The sequence below is a fragment of the Sorangium sp. So ce321 genome (genome assembly GCF_051530195.1).
Taxonomy (GTDB): Bacteria; Myxococcota_A; Polyangia; order Polyangiales; family Polyangiaceae; genus Sorangium.
The window spans coordinates 6,769,209-6,788,793 of record NZ_CP150329.1 but is presented as its reverse complement, the minus strand read 5'-3'; the positions used below and the strand labels follow the sequence as shown (position 1 = coordinate 6,788,793).

At 71.4% G+C, this 19,585-nt stretch carries 13 protein-coding genes and 1 pseudogene; 9 read left to right on the top strand and 5 right to left on the bottom strand.

Annotation, left to right across the window (positions count from 1 at the left end):
* Window positions 1–65 precede the first annotated feature (65 nt).
* From WME89_RS25100 to WME89_RS25075, 6 genes are read left to right on the top strand one after another with little or no spacing between them, the layout of a single operon-like run.
* Entirely contained in the window at window positions 66–1,484 is a 1,419-nt protein-coding gene (locus WME89_RS25100; protein WP_438011602.1) for a radical SAM protein, read from the top strand.
* Window positions 1,481–2,260: a WecB/TagA/CpsF family glycosyltransferase gene (locus WME89_RS25095; RefSeq protein WP_437663599.1), complete on the top strand. Its 780-nt coding sequence runs from the start codon at window positions 1,481–1,483 to the stop codon at window positions 2,258–2,260. Before WME89_RS25100 ends, WME89_RS25095 begins: the two co-directional genes overlap by 4 nt.
* Window positions 2,257–3,426 carry a DegT/DnrJ/EryC1/StrS family aminotransferase gene (locus WME89_RS25090; RefSeq protein ID WP_438011601.1) on the top strand — a complete coding sequence of 390 codons (1,170 nt, stop codon included), beginning with the start codon at window positions 2,257–2,259 and terminating at the stop codon, window positions 3,424–3,426. The genes WME89_RS25095 and WME89_RS25090 overlap by 4 nt, the downstream gene beginning before the upstream one ends.
* Before the next feature lie 36 nt (window positions 3,427–3,462).
* Window positions 3,463–4,089: a YdcF family protein gene (locus WME89_RS25085; protein WP_438011600.1), complete on the top strand. Its 627-nt coding sequence runs from the start codon at window positions 3,463–3,465 to the stop codon at window positions 4,087–4,089.
* 2 nt (window positions 4,090–4,091) lie between these two features.
* The gene (locus WME89_RS25080) at window positions 4,092–4,532 is read left to right on the top strand and encodes a hypothetical protein (protein WP_438011599.1); all 441 of its coding nucleotides are present in this window, start codon (window positions 4,092–4,094) and stop codon (window positions 4,530–4,532) included.
* A gap of 4 nt (window positions 4,533–4,536) precedes the next feature.
* The gene (locus WME89_RS25075; RefSeq protein WP_438011598.1) at window positions 4,537–5,796 is read left to right on the top strand and encodes an MFS transporter; all 1,260 of its coding nucleotides are present in this window, start codon (window positions 4,537–4,539) and stop codon (window positions 5,794–5,796) included.
* Window positions 5,797–5,812: 16 nt separating this feature from the next.
* Here the strand turns inward: WME89_RS25075 and WME89_RS25070 are convergent, their stop codons facing one another.
* Entirely contained in the window at window positions 5,813–7,447 is a 1,635-nt protein-coding gene (locus WME89_RS25070) for an amidase (protein WP_438011597.1), read from the bottom strand.
* A 260-nt stretch (window positions 7,448–7,707) separates the two neighbouring features.
* Here WME89_RS25070 and WME89_RS25065 point away from each other — a divergent pair, with 260 nt between their 5' ends.
* A complete protein-coding gene (locus WME89_RS25065) occupies window positions 7,708–8,628 on the top strand; it encodes an alpha/beta hydrolase (protein ID WP_438011596.1) in 921 nt (306 codons plus the stop codon).
* An 8-nt stretch (window positions 8,629–8,636) separates the two neighbouring features.
* Here the strand turns inward: WME89_RS25065 and WME89_RS25060 are convergent.
* Window positions 8,637–9,002, bottom strand: a pseudogene (locus tag WME89_RS25060) (nuclear transport factor 2 family protein); the annotation flags it as partial.
* Window positions 9,003–9,197: 195 nt separating this feature from the next.
* Between WME89_RS25060 and WME89_RS25055 the strand changes: the two are divergent.
* Complete coding sequence (locus tag WME89_RS25055; protein ID WP_438011595.1) at window positions 9,198–10,484, top strand: rhamnogalacturonan acetylesterase; 1,287 nt, start codon at window positions 9,198–9,200, stop codon at window positions 10,482–10,484.
* Between the two features lie 160 nt (window positions 10,485–10,644).
* On the opposite strand, the gene WME89_RS25050 is transcribed toward WME89_RS25055, so the two are convergent.
* The 3 genes from WME89_RS25050 to WME89_RS25040 form a co-directional block, all read right to left on the bottom strand.
* Window positions 10,645–16,659: an AAA family ATPase gene (locus WME89_RS25050; RefSeq protein ID WP_438011594.1), complete on the bottom strand. Its 6,015-nt coding sequence runs from the start codon at window positions 16,657–16,659 to the stop codon at window positions 10,645–10,647.
* Between the two features lie 65 nt (window positions 16,660–16,724).
* On the bottom strand, window positions 16,725–17,711 hold the full coding sequence (locus WME89_RS25045) for a response regulator (RefSeq protein WP_438011593.1): 987 nt from the start codon (window positions 17,709–17,711) through the stop codon (window positions 16,725–16,727).
* Window positions 17,712–18,393: 682 nt separating this feature from the next.
* Window positions 18,394–18,618, bottom strand: a complete 225-nt coding sequence (locus tag WME89_RS25040; protein WP_438011592.1) for a DUF3459 domain-containing protein — start codon at window positions 18,616–18,618, stop codon at window positions 18,394–18,396.
* 11 nt (window positions 18,619–18,629) lie between these two features.
* On the opposite strand from WME89_RS25040, the gene WME89_RS25035 reads away from it, so the two are divergent.
* Window positions 18,630–19,571: a hypothetical protein gene (locus WME89_RS25035; protein WP_438011591.1), complete on the top strand. Its 942-nt coding sequence runs from the start codon at window positions 18,630–18,632 to the stop codon at window positions 19,569–19,571.
* Window positions 19,572–19,585: the final 14 nt, after the last annotated feature.

The window sequence follows — 19,585 nt, the reverse complement described above, 5'->3', positions numbered from 1 at the left end:
CCGTGTCGGCGCCTTCGCAGGGCGCGGCGGGTTGCCGCGAGTGATTGAACCCAGGAGAGGCACAAGTGAAGACCAGCACGGATGGTAACGGTTCGTTGGTGCAGCTCAAGCGGAAGGGGGCGCCGCAGGTCCCCGAGGAGATCGAGCCGCCGGACGTCCTGCTCGAGCGGGCCCTCGCCCTGGCCGTGCCGGCCACGCGCCCGCCCGCCGCGCCGCAATCGCACGGCAAGAGCCGGGAGATCACGCGCCGCGGGGTGCTGTGGCTCGGGCAGACATGCAATCTCCGCTGCCACTTCTGCTACTTCCTCGACCGGATCGAGGACAAGGAGCACCCCGAGCACCCGTTCATGTCGCTGGAGAAGGCAAAGGAGATCTGCCGGACCCTTGTCGACTTCTACGGGAACAACGCGATCGACATCCAGGGCGGCGAGCCGACCATCTGGCGCGACATCCACGCGCTGGTCCGGTACTGCGTCGAGATCGGCCTGGCGCCGACGCTCATCACCAACGCGCTGGTGCTCGACAAGCGCGACAAGGTGCAGCAGTTCAAGGACTCCGGCGTCGCGGACTTCCTGGTCAGCGTCCAGGGGCTCGGGAAGGCGCACGACCTCACCGTGGGCGCGGACCGCGCGCACGTGCGCCAGATGCAGGCCCTGAATCACCTCATCGCGCTCGATGTGCCGTTCCGGTTCAATTGCGTGATGTCCAGGCGCGCGGTGCCGCAGCTCCCGGCGATCGCGAAGCTGGCGGTGGAGGTGGGCGCGCGCAACGTCAACTTCCTCGCCTTCAACCCCTTCGCGGATCAGCGCAAGGCGGGGGCCCGCACCGCCGAGAACGTGCCTCGCTACGCCGACCTGCGGGAGCCGCTCGACGAGGCCCTCGACGTGCTCGCGCGCGCCGGCATCGAGGCGAACGTCCGGTACCTGCCCCATTGCGTCGTCTCCGAGCGCCACTGGCCCTCGGTGTACGATTACCAGCAGCTCCCGTACGACCCGCACGAGTGGGATTTCGCGAGCTGGACCTGGACCAACAAGGGGCCGCAGCGGATGCGGCCCGGTCCCGTGTCGCCGCCCGTTCCGCTCGGCGCGCGGCCGCGCCTCGGCCCGCTCCGGCAGCCGCTCCTCCGCCTCGCGGACGCGCTCGACCTCCGGGGCCGGATGCTCCGCGCCGACACCCACCCGCGGCTCGGCCCCGCGATGAGGAAGCTGGAAGGGCTCTCCTATCGGTTCCTCCGCCGCCGCGGGGATCGAGACGCGGCCTACCGCAATGACGCGTTGAACCGCGTCGAGCACAACGGCTACGAGAAGGGCGCCGCGTGCCGGAGCTGCGCGCTCCGCGACATCTGCGACGGGTTCCACGGGGACTACGTCGCCATGTTCGGCACCGACGAGGCGCGGCCCGTCCTCGATCGCGGCCCTGTCACCGATCCGCGCGCGTTCATCAGCACGCAGGCCAAGGTGACGCCGTCGAGAGGTGCTGTATGACCGTGGACGCCCCGTCCGCGCCGCCCCGGATCGACGTGCTCGGTGTCCCCGTCGCGCGGCTCACCTTCGAGGAGCTGCTGGCTCAGCTGGACGACGCCCTGCGGAGGACCGGCGGCAGGCCGGAGTACTACACCTATGTGAACGCCTACGGCGCCATCCTGGCGGCGCGCGAGGCGCCGTACCGCGCCGCGGTCGCCGGCGCCGACGTCGTGTACGCCGACGGCATCGGGGTGGTCTGGGCAACTCGCCTGCTGGGCGGCCCGTGCCCGGAGCGGATCAACGTGGGCCCGGTCGAGCTGGCGAAGATCGTGGACCTGTGCGCCGAGCGCGGGGCCTCGGTCTTCCTGCTCGGCGGGGCGCCCGGGATCGCCGACGAGGTCGCCCGGCGCCTCGTCGCCGAGCGTCCGGGCCTGCAGATCGCCGGTGTTCACCACGGGTACTTCGCGCCCGAGGAGGAGGCGGCGGTGGTCCAGAGGATCAACGACTCGGGCGCCGCCTTGCTCATCCTCGGCCTCGGCCCACCCAAGCAGGAGATCTGGGTGAACCGGCACCTCGCCGCGCTCCAGGTGCACGCCGCCTGGTGCATGGGCGGGCTGCTGGATCAGGTGGCCGGGGCCGTCGCTTATCCGCCCGAGTGGGTCCGCCGGAACCACGTCCAGTGGCTGTACCGCCTGATGACCGAGCCGAGGCGGCTCTGGCGGCGGTACCTGCTCGGCATCCCGGAGTTCATCGGCCGCGTCGCGCTGCAACGCCTTGGTCTGGAGAGACAAGCATGAGTGACCAGCGATCCTTCATCCCCATGGTCCTGCCGCAGGTGGACGAGCCCGACGCGATCGCGGCGCAGCTCGCCGACATCTTGCGCTCGGGGCGCCTGACCAACGGCGGCCCGTTCTCGGAGGGCTTCGAGCGCGAGATCGCGACGTTCCTCGGCGTCGACGACGCCGTGGTCGTCTCGAACGGCGCCATCGCGATCAGCCTCGCCATCGAGGCAGCGGCGGTGCGGCGGGGCAAGGCGATCCTGCCTGCGTTCACCTTCATCGCGACGCTGAACGCCGCGGTGCACGCGGGCTTCGAGCCGGTCTTCTGCGACATCGACCCGGAGACCTGGACGATGGATCCGGAGCACCTGCGCCGCCTGCTCGCGAAGCACGAAGCGACGCTGGTCCTCCCGGTCAACGTGTTCGGCGTGCCTCCCGACCTGGCCAGCGTCGCGCGGCAGGCCCGGGCCGCAGGCGCGGCCGTGATCTACGACAACGCGCACGGCATGGGCACCGAGACGGCGAGCCGCGAGGCGGAGCCGCTCCTCACGGCGACGACCTACTCGCTGCACGCGACCAAGGTCCTCGTGGGCGCGGAGGGCGGCGTGGTCGTCTCGCCCGACCGGGACGTGAGCGCGGCGATGCGCCGGCTGCGCAACCACGGGCTCGCGCAGCCGCTGAAGGCGTCGGTCCCGGGCATGAACGCCAAGATCGACGAGCTGCGCGCCGCCCTGGCGCTCGCGTCGCTCCGCCGGCTCCCCGAGGCGCTGGCCCGCAGGCGGACGTACCTCGACCGGCTGCGCGCGGCCCTGTCCCGGCACCCGCAGGTGTACCGCGCCCAGCGCATCCCGCCGGGCGTGAGCCCCAACGGACAGAACCTCGGGGTCAGGCTCGTCGACGTCCCGATCGAGGACGCCGTCGCCGCCTTCGCGCGGCGGGGCATCGAGGCGCGCCGGTACTTCTACCCGCCGCTGCACGAGCTGACCTGCCTCCAGGCGGGCGTCGCCCTGCCGCACACGGACAGGCTCTGCGCGGGCCAGGTCTGCCTGCCCCTGCACGGTCAGATGAGCGAGGAGACGCTCGCGCGCCTCGAGGACGCCATCCACGGCGTCGCCGAGGAGCTGGAGGCGCCGCGGCTCATCGCCGCGCGTCTGCTGCAGCCGTCCCTGCAGGGCGCCACCTAGGGTAAGACGCAGGGGCTGCTTCCGGGATCCGACTGCATGCGCATGGCAAGAGCGTGGGACCGCCTGAGCACGGCCGCCGGTATGGCCGGGCTGGCGGCCTTCGCCGTGGCCGCGTTCACCCCGGTGGCCGCGCCGCTCGATCGCTGGCTTTCGTCGGCGCCCGACGCCGGCCAGGCCGACGCCGTGGTCGTCCTCGGCTCGGACGTCGATCCGGACGGGCGGCTCCCGGAGGACTCCCTCCGGCGCGCCACCGAGGCGGTCGCGCTGTACAGGCAGGGGCGCGCGCCGCTCGTGCTGATGCTCGGCAGCCGCAACGGGGCGGCCAGCGAGGCCGCGTCGCGCGCCCGCCTCGCCGAGGGCCTCGGCGTCCCCGCGTCGGCCGTCCTCACCGAGCCGCGGGGGCTGACGACCGCGGTGGAGGCGCAGCGCAGCGCGGAGCTCCTGCTGCCCAGGGGCGCGAGGAGGATCCTGCTCGTCACCGGCGCGCACCGCGTCTGGCGGGCGCGCCGGTTCTTCGAGCGCGCGGGCTTCGAGGTCCTCGCCGCGCCCGTCCCCGAGGGGGCGCCTGCCTCGAACACGCCGGGAGAGCGCCTCTCGGCGATCGGCGGGCTGCTCCAGGAGCTCGCGGCGCGCGCTCTCTACAGGCTCCGCGGGCAGGTGTAGCGATGTCGGACTCGCTCTACATCCTGGCCGTCGTCGCGGCGACATCCGGCGCCGCCTACGCGGCGGGGCGCCGCCTGGGGATGCGCGCCGGCCTCGTCCCGGCCGCGCTCCGGCGCGCGATCCGCCTCGTGGGCGCGTGCCTCCTGTTCTGGGGCGGCAACATCGCGGTCGGGGCGGGGGTGGCCCTGCTCGTGCGCGGCCTCGGGCTGGGGTTCATCTGGCTTTACGTGAACACCGACGTCTCCGTCCTGGTCCTCTCGGCGGTCCAGGCGCTGGTCTTCGAGTCGTGGCGCACTCAGCACCAGCACGAGCAGGAGCGCGCGCAGCGAGCGCTGGAGCGCGCGCAGCAGTCGCAGGAGCGCGGCCCGCGGGCTGACGATTCCACCGGATGCCCGGCCGCGCCGGGCCTCGCGCACGAGCCCCTGCATGGGGCAAGGGAGTGAAACGATGAGCACTGCAACCCTGGAGGAGCGTTCGCTCCCGAGCCGGTGGAGCGACAAGGCGCTTCGCCAGACCGCCGGCTACTACGCGCTCTTCATCTGTCTGGGCCTCATCACGGCGATCACCGGGCCGACCCTGCCGGACCTCGCGCGGCAGACGGGCTCCAGCGTCGGGGACATGGGCTCGATCTTCCTCGGCGGCGGGGTCGGCTACACGCTCGGTACGCTCTGGGGCGGCAAGCTGTTCGATCGCGTGCACGGGCACACCCTGCTCGGGGGAGCGCACCTGGCCGCTGCCGCGTGCCTCGCTGCCATCCCGGCGGTCCCGTGGCTATGGCTCCTCGTGGTCCTGGCGTTCTGCCGGGGTGTCCTGGAGGGGCTGGTCAACACGGGCGCGAACGCGCTGCTCCTGTGGACGCACAGGGAGAAGGTCAGCCCCTACATGAACGGGCTGCACTTCTGCTTCGGGCTGGGCGCGTTCGTGTCGCCGCTCCTCGTGGCGCGCGTCCCGGGCGCCTGGGGCGGCTACCGCGCGGTGTACTGGGCCGTGGCCCTCTTCTCGGCCCTCATCGCGGTGAGCGTGCTCCTGATGCGACACTGTCCCGAGCCGCAGGAGAAGGCCGGGAAGGATGCCGGAGCGCAGGATCGCTCGCTGCGCCTCCTCCCGGTGTTCGTCGCGGTGCTGTACCTGTTCGCCTATGTCGGGGGGGAGATCTCGTTCGGGAGCTGGATCTACACCTATGCCCTCACGCTGGGCGTCGTCTCGGCGGCGGGGGCGGCCTATCTCACCTCGGCGTTCTGGTTCTCGTTCACGATCGGGAGGCTGATCTCGATCCCGGTGGCGATCCGCTTCACGCCGCGGCAGGTCATCCCCGGCGCGCTGGCCGGCTGCCTCCTGCTGTCCGCGCTGATGCTGTTCCTGCCGTCCTCGAGCGCGATGCTGTGGGGTGTCTCGATCGGGCTCGGGCTCTTCATGGCGCCGCTCTGGCCGAGCGGCTTCACGCTCACGGGGCAGATCGTGCCCATGACGGCGTTCGTGACCGGGCTGGTGCTCGTCGGCGACAGCCTCGGCGGCATGGTCCTGCCGGCCATGACCGGGAAGCTGATCGAGGGGGTGGGCCTGGACAGGCTGGCCTACTCGCTGCCGCTGCTGGTGTTCGGCAGCATGGTGGCCTGCGCGCTCACGTACGTCGCGCTGCTCTTCCTCGGCAGGAGGGCAGGGGAGGCGCCGGCGGTGAGCGCCGCGCGCGAAGGCGCCGGGCACTGAGCCGCCGCCGGGCTCGCTACAGGGTCAGGTCAGCCTCGATCCGGTGCCGGGTCGCCCACTCGTAATCGTAAGCGTACCCGAGCAGGCGGGGCTCGCTCCAGAGCGGGCCGACGAAGATCAGGCCGAACGGGGCCCCGCCAACGTACTGGCCGGCAGGCACGACGACCCCGGGCAAGCCGGCGATGTTGATCGCCGACTCCGTGGTCGCGGCATAGGTCTCAGCGCTGAACAGCTCTGGTACCGCCTCGTAGGTCTGGGGAAACACGAGGGCATCCAGATCGTGCGCCGCCATCACGGCGTCGAAGATGCCCAGGTACTGGCCTCGCAGGGCCCAGAAGCCGGACAGGTCGGGCAGATCTTCGGGGTGGAGCAGCGAGTCCGCCAGCACAGGGAGCGCGTCGACGTACCAGGACAGCGGGCCGCCGTCCGGCTGGAACGGAGAGATCCCGGTGATGAGCGCGAGCTCGTCGATCGTGCCCACCACGTCGCCGTTGAACGTCAGCCCTGCGAGGTAGCTCTGGAAGTCGTGGGCGGCCGACTCCGTTCCTCGGAAGTCGTAGGGCTCGCCGGGCAAGGCCAGCTCGGCGAAGCCGCTGCCGGCGAAGGGATCTTCCACGACGGTCGCGCCCTGGACCTCGAGCTCCTCGATGGCGCGCTCGTACAGGTCCTGCGTCTCCGGCGACAGATCGCTGAGGCGCCACCCCGGGCCGTACAGGCCGATCCGCTTCCCGTGGAGGGCGGTCTTGCTCAGCTGGCTCGTGTATCCGTGCGCGGGCAGGTGCCCATTGGAAGCGCTGGTCTTGGGATCCTCCGGGCTGTAGCCGGCGAGGACGTCCATGACCAGGGCGGCGTCGAGGACGGTCCTCGCGATGGGCCCTGCCACGTCCCGCGTGCTGCCCGCCAGCGGCACGATGCCCGTCGTGGGGACGAGGGCGAACGTCGGCTTGATCCCGACGAGGCTCTGAGCGGCCGCGGGGTTCTGGATGGAGCCGCCCGTCTCTTCCGCGAGGCCGAGCACCGCGAAGTTGGCGGCCACCGCCGTCGCCGTCCCGCTGCTGCTCGCGCCCGGCGCCAGGTCCCTGTCCACGGCGTTGTACGTGGGGCCTGCCCAGCTGCTGTTGGCGCGGGTCCCGTCGTCGCTGAACGCCGGGATGTTGGTCTTCCCGAGGATGATGGCGCCCGCGGCGATCAGCCGATCGACGACGACGGCGTTCTTGATCGGGAACAGATCGACGCCGCCCGCCTGGGAGCTGAGGGGAGCCCAGCCTGCCGTCGACGGCGAGCCGACGAAGTCCATGGACTCCTTGATGACCACGGGGATGCCCGCCAGGGGGCCGAGCGCCTCTCCATTCCTTCGCCTCCTGTCGATCTCACGCGCTTGCTCGAGCGCGCTCGGGTTCAGGAACGTGAAGGCGTTGTAGGACTCCTCGTACTGCTCGATCCTGTCGAGGTAGGCCTGGGTCAAGGCCTCTGCGGTGTAACGCCTGTGCCTGTAGGCCTTCATGATCTTCGAGACCGTCAGCTCGGCCACGTCGATGTCGGAAGCGTGGATCGGGCCCGCCGCACCATGGCTGGTGCCGGGTATCCCCAGGGCAGCTCCAAGGACGATGGCCGCGGTCCATTGGATGCGTGAGCTCGTGTTCTTGTTCATGTGAATCGCTCCTCTACCCCCAGGACACAGGACGCGCGCCGGCTCGTCGATCGCGCGTCACGAAAGGAATTCGTTTGCAATCGGTATGGCGATCTGCACGGCAGGGCTCCGCGAGCCTCCGCGTGATTTTTTTGGCGCACCCGGGGAGACGCCGGAGCAGCCCTGCGAAAGGCAGCCCAGCTTCAGCCCCGATGAACGTGCCCGTCACCGGTTGATGAGCCGGTGATACGTGACCTGCGCCCGGGAGCGAACGTGAAGCAGTGTTCTGGCTCTCTTTTCTCCGGGAGATGGGCTACCCATGGGTCACCATGCGCCGCCCCGTCCGCCTCGCGCTCCTGTCCCTGGCCGCCCTGACCCTCGCCTGGGGTGTGAGCGGCGCGCTGGTGGCGCGCGGGCTCACCCGCCGCGCGGCGCCGCCCTTCGCCGAGCCCCCGCTGGCGGGGTGGGAGGCCGTGTCCCTGACGGCCGAGGACGGCCTGCGCCTCGGCGGCTGGCTCCGCCGCGGCGACGCGGGGAGCGCGTGCGTCCTCGCCCTGCACGGCAACGGGTCGAGCCGCACGGGCCTGCGCGACGCGCTCGATGTCCTCGCGGAGGACGGCACCTGCGTCCTCGCGCTGAGCCTGCGCGCGCACGGCGACTCGGAAGGGGACGTCAACGACATCGGCTGGAGCGCGGCCAGCGACGTGCGCGCGGGCGTCGCGTTCCTGGAGCGCGAGCTGCCGGACCGCCGCCGCCGCGTCTTCGGCACGTCGCTCGGCGCGGCCGCGGCGCTCTACGCTGCGAAGGAGGTCGCCGGGCGCGTGGACGGGTACCTGCTCGAGTCGCCTTACCGCGACCTCGAGACCGCCGTGCGCAACCGGCTGGACATGCGGCTCGGACCCCTCGCGCCGGCGGCGTTCGCCGTCCTGTGGCCGTGGGGGTCCGTCGCGCTCCCGGTCGACCCGGCGCGGCTGCGGCCGGTGGACGCCGCGCGCGACCTGCCGTCCTCCACGCCCGTGCTCCTGCTGGCGGGCGACGCGGACGCGCACGCCACACTCGCGGAGGCGCGCGACATCGCGGAGGCGGTGCCGGGCCCGGCTCGCCTCGAGCGCTTCCCCGGGGCGGACCACGGACGCCTGCAGCGCAGCGACCCCGCCCGCTACCGCGCCGTCCTGCGCGCCTGGGTCGGCGAGCAGCGGTGAGGCACCGCTCAGCGACCCACGTCGTAGCTCGCGCCGAGCGCGTCTCCGAAGGCGCGCTGAAGGACGATGGGATCGAAGTATTCATGATACTCCGCGATCTGCCCGTCCCGGATCACGAATAGACCGGCGTAGGTGTTGTCGTAGGAGCCGCCGGACCTGAGGCGGATCTCGCCACGGTAAGTCACGAAGAACCGAGAGGGATCGACCATGTCGTGGATGACGAGACCGGGAAACCGCATGCTGGCGAAGTTGTCTGCCATGCTCCGGTACTGATTGAAGAGGGCGGCGCGCCCGTCGAGCGTCTTCGGGAAGCCTTCCGGAGAGAAGGGCATGATCTGCCGTCCCGTCTCCGCGAAGAGCGCGGCGAAGGATCTGAATCGCCGCCGCCTTCTGTTTCAGGTCGCTCCAATCGAGGTCGAGCCCGGCCTTGTATTTCCTTCCTCAGCGCAAAAATACCTTCGGAAGCGATCGTTTCGAGCCTCCAGAAAACTTGATCGACCCGTGATTGATCAGAGGAACCTCGGTTCACTTGGACTGCGTACCTCGACGCGGGGGAAAGGAGAGAATCGGTGCATCAAGCTGCCGTCGTTCCGTGTTTCGCGATCTTCTGGGCGGTCCTCGGCTTGGCCGTCGGCTGTGGGAGTGACGCTGCTCAGGGGCAAGGTGGCACGCCCGGCGAGGCGGGCGGCGCGCCTGCCGCGGGCAGCGGTGGAGCCGCGTCCAGCGGCGGCACGCCCGGCGAGGCGGGCGGCGCGCCTGCCGCGGGCAGCGGCGGGGCCGCGTCCAGCGGGATCACGTCGGGCGGAGGAGACGGCGGCGACGGAGAGGGCGCGGGAGGCGCCACCGGAGCCGGGGGCATCGCGGGGGGAGACTGCACGGCGCCTCCGGCGTTCGATCCCGCTCTCCTCGCGCGCTGCTCCGGAGGCGAGGCCCTGACCTGCTCGTTCGGCGGGCCCACGGGCGACTACGACGTCACCCTGCTCGTGGGCGGCAAGACGGTGGTCACGGCGGAGTCGCGGCGCTTTTTTTGGGAAGGCTCACCAGCGGACGATCCGCAGTGCGTGAGGTTCACCGTCAACGTGCGAAAGCCGGAGGGACAGCCCATCCAGGACGTCGACCCCGGGATCGATGGGTTGAACTTGTGGATCGGCGGGGAGGCCCCCGACCTGCGAGGCGTCAGCGTGGCGCCCGCGGACTCATCGACCGTCGTCGTTTATCTCGCGGGCGACTCGACGGTATGCGACCAGGCTCCTCAGCTGGACCAGGAGCCGCATGCTCGCTTCACGGGCTGGGGACAGCGGCTGCCCGCGTTCTTCGGTCCCGGGATCTCCGTCACGAACTACGCGGACTCCGGCGAGGGCACGGCGGCGTTCCGGACCGACGGTGGCGTCCTGTGGGATCGCATCTCGAGAGGCCTGAAGGCCGGCGACTACGTGTTCGTCCAGCTCGGCCACAACGACAAGACGACGCCCGGGGCGACGTATCGCTCGCGCATCGAGGGGATCGTCGACGCGACGAAGAGCGCGCGCGCCAACCCGGTGCTGGTGTCACCCATGGTGAGGAACAACGGTGACCCGCTCGAGCGACAGCACATCTATAACGATCTGAATGTCCGGCAGGTGCTGCTCCAGATCGCGCGCGACAAGGGGATCCCCTTCATCGACCTGATGACCGCCAGCGCCGCGTGGGTGGACAGCATCGGGCGAGCACGGGCCAGAGCCTTCTACGTGGACGGCGACGCCACGCACTCGAACGAGGAGGGGGCAAGGGTGTTCGCCGAGCTCGTCGTCGAGGGCATCCGGGCGCAAGTCCCGGAGCTCGCCGCGCGGCTGCGCGCGCGCGACGGTGAGCCTTGACAGCGAAGACTCCGCAGCGCACGTAACCGCGAGAGAGTTCCCGCATCCGGCTCTTCGGGGCGCTGCGACCAGGACCGGGATCACGGCCGCAGGTTGGGCTCACCGCTGCCTGCGCCACCACCGCCGCTCAGCGCCGAGCGATCTGAGCCCCACCGGCGATCTACGTCGAGCTCTGCGGCTCTGCCTGGCCGTCGACCCGGGCCGCGGCGCCCGGCGTGTACGCGCTGACGAACTCCCGCAGCTTCCGGGTCTGGTAGCCGCGCGCGAGCGCCGTGAGCTGATCGAGCCAGGGCCTGAGTCGCGGGTCGTTCTGCCTTATCCGCTCCGCCTCTTCCAGGATCTTGTGGACAAGCCCCTTGTTCGCGAGCGTCGACAGCAGCGCCAGCTCGTCGGTCGGCGGAGGCGCGAGGGGCCCGCTCCCCGTGGTCTCCTCTGCCGACGCACCCCGAGCGGGCGACTCTTCGCGGCGGAGCCACTCGATGCCCAGCAAGCGCGAGATCCTGTCCAGGAGCGCGCTCGCGTGGAGGGGCTTGGGCAGGAAATCATCACATCCGGCGCGGGCGCACGCTTGCTGCTCGGCCTCGGATACGCTCGCCGACGAGGCCAGGATGACGACCCCCTGCAGCTCGGGCATGAGCCGGAGTCGGCGCGTGGTCTCGTGGCCATCCATGCCCCGCATGTACACGTCCATCAGGATGAGCGCCGGCGCGTGCAGGGCAGCCATGCGCAGCGCCGCTTCCCCGCTGTCCGCTTCATGGAGGTCGAAGCCGAGCGGGCCGAGGAACCCGCGCGCCACGGCGCGATTGTGGGCGTTGTCGTCCACGATGAGTATCGTGCGGCGCTCCCCCCGATAGCCCACGATCGTGTCCCACCCACGGGCCTCGCCCTGGCTCGCCGTCGATCGCGCCTCGGATTGCGCCTCGGCCAGCGGGAGCGTCACCGTGAAGGCGCTGCCCGCGCCCACCTCGCTCCGTACCTCGATCGCGCCGCCCATCTGCTCCACGAGCTTCTTCGTGATCGCGAGGCCGAGCCCCGTGCCCTCGCTCCTCGCGCTCTGCGCGCCCACCTGCTCGAACGGCTCGAAGATGCGCGACAGGTGCTCCGGGGCGATCCCGGGACCCGTGTCCTCGACGCGGAAGCGCACGAGCCGCCCCGCAGGGACGCTCTCCTCCAGCGCCTCGACATGGAGGGACACGCTCCCCCGCTCGGTGAACTTGATGGCGTTGCCGAGGAGGTTCAAGAGCACCTGCATCAGCCGCTTCTCGTCGGCGCGGACCGCCTGGAGCGCGGGGCCGCGCGCCTCATGGGCGAACGTGATCCCCTTCGCCTCGGCGCGCACCCGGCACAGGTCGGCCACCGTGCGCACGAGCGCGGGCAGCCGGAACTCCGTCAGGACAGAGTCCATCTTGCCCGCCTCGATCTTGGCCAGGTGCAGCAGGTCGTTGATGAGCGAGAGCAGGTGCTCGCTCGATTTCTGGATGACGTGCAGCCCGTCGCGCCACGCCGGCTGGATATCGGGTGATCGCTCCAGGAGCTGAGCATAGCCCATGATCCCGTTGAGCGGAGTGCGCAGCTCGTGGCTCATGCTGGAGAGAAAGTCGCTCTTGGCCTGGCTGGCGCGCTCCGCCGCCTCCTTGGCGACGCGGAGCTCGACGGTGCGCTCCTTGATCTTGTCCTCCAGATCCCGGTAGAGGAGGGCGTTCTCCACGGCGATGGCGGCCTGCGCGGCGAGCACCGACAGGAGCTCTACCCGCCGCTCGGGGAACGCCGCAGGCACCTCGCGGTGCTCGAGGTAGAGCACGCCGAGGAGGCGCCCTCGGTGCGACAGCGGCAGCGCCAGGAGCGAGAGGACGGCGCGCGAGGCCAGGTACGGATCGGCCGCGAAGCGGGCGTCGGCCCTGGCGTCGTCCACCACGACCGGCTCGCTCGTGCGCGCCACGTAATGCGCGACCGTGCTCGCCACCTCGCAGCTCCGCGAGAGCGGCTCGGAGAGGCCCGTCTCGATCCGGCCTCCCTCCACCGAGAGCCGCGCCACGACCGAGAGCTCTCCTCCCGAGACAAGCAACAGGACGCCGCGCTGCGCCCCCGCGCTCTCCAGCACGAGCTCCATCAGCCGGCCGACGACCCGCTCCGGGTCGAGCTCGCTCGACAGCGCCTGCGCCGCGCGCACCGCGGTGTTCACGTCGAGCTGCGCGCCGCCGGTGCCGCCCGTGGTGGTCAGCGTGGCGACGCCCGTCGTGAGGCGGCGCTCCGCGGTAGACGGCTGGGCAGGCGCGCGGAGCAGGGCGGGCCACCTCGCCTCCAGGTGGGCCACCACGGCGTGCGCGTCCCAGCGGAGGTAGGCGTCCCTGGCCTCGCGCAGGTACAGCGCGGCGACGCGGCTCCGGCCCGCCGCGAGGTGGAACTCGGCGCAGAGCTGCGCGGCGAGGGCCTCGATGTGCACGAAGCGCTGCGCGCGAGCCAGCTCGATGGCCTCGTCGTACCTGGCCATGGCCTCGTCGGTCCTGCCCTGCACGCGGGCGTCCTCGGCCTCGAGGAGGCGCAGCTTGTGCAGGAAGTTGTGCGCGCTCCCCTCGGCGAAGTACCTCAGCCGCGCGAGGCCTTGCTCGATCTCTTCGCGGAGCCTGGCTTGCTCCTCCGCGTCCGCCGCCTCCGGCCAGCGCTTCGCGGCCGCGAGCGCGAGCCAGAGCGGTACGTCGGTCACCGGCGGAAAGCCGAAGATCGACATGCGAAACTGCTCTGCCTCGCGGGCCCGCGAGAGCGCCATCGGGTACGCGCCGGCCACGATGAACAGGTGCGCCTCGAGGATGCGCGCCAGCTCGGCCGCCATCCCGTCCCCGTCGGCCAGGAGGGAGCGCGACCCTCGTGAAAACGGCTCCTCCGACCGGAGCCTCCCCGCGCCGCCCGCGGCCGTCAGGGCGCCGCACCACGAGGCGATCGCCTCGAAATAGTGAGCCCCGAGCGCGGTCCCCGCGCGCTGCACGAGCCCCGAGCGCGCCGCCCGGTGCGCCTCGATCTGCCCGAGCGGCTGGCCGCGCCACACCCGGTAATAGAACAGGTCGCCCTCGAGGCCCCAGCTCGTCCCCTGGAACGAGCCGACCTTCAGGCCTGTCGCGCAGGTTCGCTCGAAGATGGGCCCCATCTCGTCCGCGGGGCGGGAGTAGGCCGTGTACTGCCCCTGGAACGACAGGCACTCTGCCAGGAAGGGCGACGCGACCCGCTCGGCCGCGCGCACCCCCGGGCCGACCCAGCACGCGGCGCGGCGGTACATGCCCCTGGTCAACGACCACACGTTCGCGAAGCAGACGATGATGAACGGAGCGACAGGCGTGAGCACGCCGTGCCGCCGCACCCTCAGCACGGCGCGCACGATCACGAGCCCCGACAGGATCGGGTGACCGCCGATCGCCGCGCACACCATGAGGTGCATCGTCAGCGCATCGACGAGCACGTGCTCCGGGGATGGATCGAGGGGCATCCGATCGAACGCGTCCGGGTCGCGCTCGAACCACCGATCCAGCTCGGCGGACTCCTCGAGGAGCGCGGCGCCGCGCTCCTCGTCCGTGCCCGGAAAGTCGATGTCCTGCTCCGCGAGCGCGGCGAGCCCCAGCTCTACCCCGCGCGCGAACTGGCCTGCTGCCTGGCAGCTGCGCACGCGCATCTCGTGCACCGAGAGCCGGGCGAGCGCCGGCAGCGGCATCGCGAGCAGCCGTACGGACCGCGCCTCGACGTCGTCGAACTCCCGCAGCAGAAAGGCCGCGTCGAGCCGCTCCAGCGCGAGCTGCGCGGACAGCTCCGGCTCCTTGCTCCACGCGTCGCCGTCCACGTCCAGCAACGCCTGCGCCGTCTCCGCGAGGCTCGCCAGGAGCCGGTGCGAGCTCGCCGCCTTGGCGGCGCGCGCTGCCTCGAGGTTCAGCCGCGCCAGCGCCTCGCGCTCCTCCGCGGAGTCCATCCGCGCCGCGCCCAGGTTCAGGTGCCGCACCAGCTGCAGGAGCTCTTGCGGTGTCCCCCCCTCCGCGCCGTAGCGCGCCCGGAGCCGCCGGCCGATCTCCAGGTGCGCGAGGACGCGCTGCTCCGGCGCGACCCGCTCGTAGCTCGCCTGTTGCACGCGGTCGTGCAAGAAGCGGTACTCCGCGTCGAGCGCTCCTCCTCCGGCCTGCCCCAGCGCCTGCGCGTGCCGGTAGTCTCCGTCGGCCGGCACCACCAGCTCCTCCTGCAGGGCCGGCCACAGCGCCCCGGTCACCCGGGCGCGCTCCCACCCGCTGAGCCGCTCCAGGTCGTGGAGGTGGAACGTGTGCCCCGCGCACGCCGCGAGCCCCAGGACCTGCTGGGTCGCCTCGGGCATCTCGCGCACCTTGTCCGTCAGGAGGGCGACGACGTTGTCGGTGACCTGCGCCTGCTCCAGCTCCTTTTGCCCCCAGCGCCACGCGCCGCTCTCCGGGTCTCTGACCACCTTGCCCTGCCGGTGCAGGGAGAGCAGCAGTTGCTCCATGAAGAACGGGTTTCCTCGCGTCTTGTGCGACAGCACCCGCGCGAGCGGCGCCGCCCGCGGCTCGTCGCTGTCCAGCGCCCGCGCCACCCACGCTCTCACGTGCTCCTCCGGCAAGGGGCGCACCGACATCCTCGACACCCTCGCCCCGCTCTCCTCCACCGACGCCACGAGCTGCCACAGCGGATGCTCGGGCGGCGCCTCGTTGTCGCGGTACGCCGCGATCACCAGGAGCTCTCTCCGCTCCGCGTCCGTGAGCAGCGTCTTCAGGATCTCCAGCGTGGCGCTGTCGGCCCACTGCATGTCGTCGAGGAACATCACGAGCGGCGCGTTCGGGGTCGTGACCGCCCGCACGAAGCTCAGCCAGGTGAGCCGCTGGCGGGCGAGCACCTGCTCGCCCTGCACCGGCGGCACCGGCGCGAGCTTGCCCATGATCAGGTCGAGCTGCGGCACCACGTCGGCGATGAGCCGCGCGTTGTCGCCCACGTCGACCCTGATGCGCTCCTGCCATGCCCTGAGCACCGGCTCCGGGCTCGCGAGCCACTGCTGCATCAGCGCCCCGAATGCTTGCGCCATCGCCGCGTAGGGCGTCGACCGCGCGAGCTGGTCGTGCTTGCCCGAGATCAAGAGCCCGCGCCTCGCCTTCGCGATGTCCCTGTAGACGGTGCGCACCAGCGCCGTCTTGCCGATGCCGGACGGGCCGCCGATGAGCACGAGCTCCGCCGCCCCCGCGGCGGCGCGGGCGAAGGACGCGCCCAGCAGATCGCGCTCGTGCTCTCGCCCGACGAGGACGTCCGGCAGCCGCAGCCGGTGCGAGAAATCCCTGTTGCCGAGCGGGAAGCGCGCCACCGTGCCGCTCTCGCGCCACGCCCGGAGCGCTCGCTCCAGGTCCTCCGCCGTCCCCCTGGCCGTCTGGTAGCGCCGCTCGACGTTCTTCGCGAGGAGCCTCTCCGCGATCGCCGCGACGCCCGGAGGCACCTCCGGGGCGACCTCGTCGAGGGCAGGGGGCTCCTTGGCCAGGTGCGCGTGCACGAGCGCCAGCGGGTCGCGCTCGGTGAACGGCAGCCGCCCCGAGAGCGCCTCGAAGAGCGTCACGCCGAGCGAGTAGAGGTCGCTGCGCGCGTCGAGCGCCCGCGCCGTGCGGCCCGTCTGCTCCGGTGACATGTACGCGAGGGTCCCCTCGAGCCCTTCAGGGATGCTCGCCGCCGTCGCCTCCAGCGGCAGCGACGAGGCGATGCCGAAATCGAGCAGCTCGACCTGCGTGTACGCCGCGTCGACCAGCACGTTCTGAGGTTTGATGTCCTTGTGCGTCACGCCCGCCGCGTGCACGGCCTCGAGGACCCGCGCGAGGAGCGCTCCCAGCCTCAGCCCCGCCTCCACCGGCAAGCGCCCGCGCTCGGCGAGCACGCGGTCGAGCGACCGGAAGCCGGGGTCCTCGAGCACCAGCCCGACCGTGCCGTCGTGCTGCAAGAGCTCCCGCGCCCGCGAGATCCCCGACACCGCCCCGAGCTGCGTCAGGATCTGGTGCTCGTGCAGGATGCGCCCTGTCACGCGCGAGCTCGGCGCGTCCGCCACGGGGAGCTTGAGGACCACCCTGTCGCCCGAGGGGCGATGGACAGCGCGGCACACGCGCGTCTCGGCCCCTTCGTGCAGCACCTCGCCCACAGCGTAGTCTCTCAGATGCATCCCGGTTCAGCTCCTCTTTCGGGTCCGGCGGAGATGCCGGGCTAGCAACGGATTCGCCCCCGCCATCAGGGCTCGCGCCTGTGCTGGCCCCGACGGCGGGTGCGCAGCGCGTGCTCCACGCCCGACTGCAGGGTGCCCTTGGTCACGAGGTGATCGAGGTGCAGGTCGAGCCCCACGAGCGTCTGCGCCACCTCGGGGCGGATGCCGGTGACGACCGTCCGCGTGCCGAGCAGAGAGAGCCCCATCGCCGCCTGGAGGAGCATGCGCGCGACGGTCTCATCGACCGTCTTGACCCCGGTGATGTCGATGATGAGATGGTCCGCGCCGCGCTCGCTCGCGCCGCGCAGCGCCGTCTCGATAGCTTGCCTGGCGCGCTCGACGTCCACCGTGCCGACGAGGGGCATCACGAGGATGCCATCGATGATCGGGATGAGCGGCGCGGAGAGCTCGAGGAGCCGCTCCCGCTGGGCCGCGATGATCTGCTCCTGGAGCGCCCCCCTGGCCGCCTCGGCGCGCTCGCTCTGCAACAGCTGCTGTGAGAGCTGTGCGTTGGTGTCGCGCAGCATCCGCACGGCCTCGGCCAGCGCCTCCTGGGCCCTGACGCGCTCCCGGATCTCCTCCGAGAGCCTCGTGTTCTGCTGCTCGAGCGCCCGCGTCGCGAGCCGGAGCGAGACCTGGGTGTGCACCCGCGCGAGGAGCTCGGTCTTCTCGAACGGCTTGGTCACATAGTCCACGGCGCCCGCGCGAAAGCCCTCGACCCTGAACTTCGCTTCGGCGAGCGCCGTCATGAACACGACGGGGATGCTCCGCATCGCCGGATCGGCCTTGATGCGCCGGCATGCCTCGAAGCCGCCGAGGCCGGGCATGAGCGCGTCGAGCAAGATGAGATCAGGCTGTGCTCGGCTGGCCAGCTCGATCGCCTCCTCACCGTCGCACGCGACGGCGACCTCCAGGCCATCAGCGATGAGCGCGCTGGACAGCACGTCCAGGTTGTCCGCGTTGTCGTCTACGATGAGGACGAGCCCAGAAGGCGGCGTTTCTTGCTCTTGCATGGATCTCTGCCGGTCTCAGCACGCCTGGACGAGCCTCCTGCGCCCGGTCGGCGACTCCGACCGGCCGGTGAGCGAGCAGACGCGTACAGTGTGAGCTGGCAGCTCTGTCACGGGAAATTGACCCCCCCTGGTTCCTCCCTCTGATACCACGAAATGGTCGGCCTCCGCAGACGATTTGTGAGCGGCGGAGGAGAGGGTGGGCTGCGTCGCACAGGCCATCCATCAGGGCCTTCCAGGGCCTTCGTGGTTGGCTGTATCTCCATGCAGCGTCCCAGAGGCCAGGGCGGGCGCACCCGGCCGCATGGCCGACATGGCCCGCGGCGGGCTCCGCCCCGCGCCGGAGGCTCCGTCCTCGCACATGACCGGTCGAGGAGCTCATTGGCCGCCACGAACCAGTCGAGCGTGGAGTCCGCGCGCCGCGTCGAGCGCGAGATGACCGCGACGCGAGAGCCATCGTCGCTGGGACGCCGTCCGCGTGCAGCCGGTCCATGCCGACTTGGAGCAGGGTGGCGCGGCTGTCGTCGGCTGCGATCTCCTCATCGAACGAGCTGCTCCCGCAGCCCAGCACGAGCGAAGTCGTGGATACGAGAGGGATAGGGAGCTTGTTGATTGCCGTGCTGTGGTGTTCCCGCTCGTCCTGATTCTGTTCGAGTCAGGTCCACTTTGATGATTATGAGTAAATCTACTGGGGCGCGATCCTCTCGGGCGGGTGTCGTGACGGCGACCCGACCGAGGTTGAGCGACCCGACCCAGGTTGAGCGACCAGAGCGACCCGACCCAGGTTGAGCGCGACCGTACGTGTGGCGCCACCGCCGCCGCCATGGCGCCGCCACCTGCCCGATGCGCACGCCACATAGCGGATTCCCCGGATTTCAGCCTCCCGAACCGCTGGTACACGATCTGCCATGGGCGCCGCGCATGGGAGACGCCGACATCACCTTGCGCCACCTCGCCCGAAGGCGCCCCGAGGACCTGGTACGCGCCCTCGTCCCCGAGACCCGCCCCATCCAGGTCCTCGGCTGGGTCGACAGCCAGGTCACGAACATCGAGCGCCGCCTCGACAAGGCCCTGCGCCTGCGGGTCGGCGGCGAGCCGCGGGTGCTGCACGTCGAGTTCTGCTTTGCGCTCCGCGACGACGTTCCGGATCGCATCTTCGAGTACCTCGGCTTCCTCTTCGCCGCGCTCCGGCTCGAAGCCACCGGCGAGCCGGTGCCGCCGATCGAGAGCGTCGCCGTGGTCCTGTCGGGCCGCAGGCGGCGCTTGCCGGCGACCGGGAATCGCCGCATCGCCTGGCCGGGGCGGCCGTTCAGCGGCGCGCGCTTCCGGATCGACGCCGTCTACCAGCGCACGGTCGGCGAGCTCCGGGCGCGAGGCAGCGTGCTCTGGCTGGTGTTCGCCCCGCTCGCGCGGGACGCGTCGGCGGCGGCGCTGCGGGAGGTCGTCGCGGAGATCCAGGCGAGGGCGAAGGCCGCCGAGGAACGGGCCGAGCTGTACACGGCGCTGCTGGTGATGGCGGCGATCGACCCCTGGGAGCATAATCTGCTGAAGGAGCTGATCATCATGGTGGAGGACAAGGAAGAGGGGCTGCTCCGGCGCACGCCGATCATCGGAGAGATGATCATCGAGGCCGAGCAACGCGGGGAGCAGCGAGGAGAGCAGCGCGGGGAGCAGAAGGCGATCGCGGCTTTGCTCGGCCGCCTCTTTGCGCGGAGGCTCGGGAGGCGCCCGACGAGCGACGAGGAGCGCCTGATCGTCGAGCGAGCCCGCGCTATCGGCCCGGGCGAGGTCGAGGATGCCTTGCTCGATCTCGAAGGTGAAGCGCTGATTCGCTGGCTCGCGGAGCCGATTCCTCCGTCGTGAGCTCCCGCACAAGC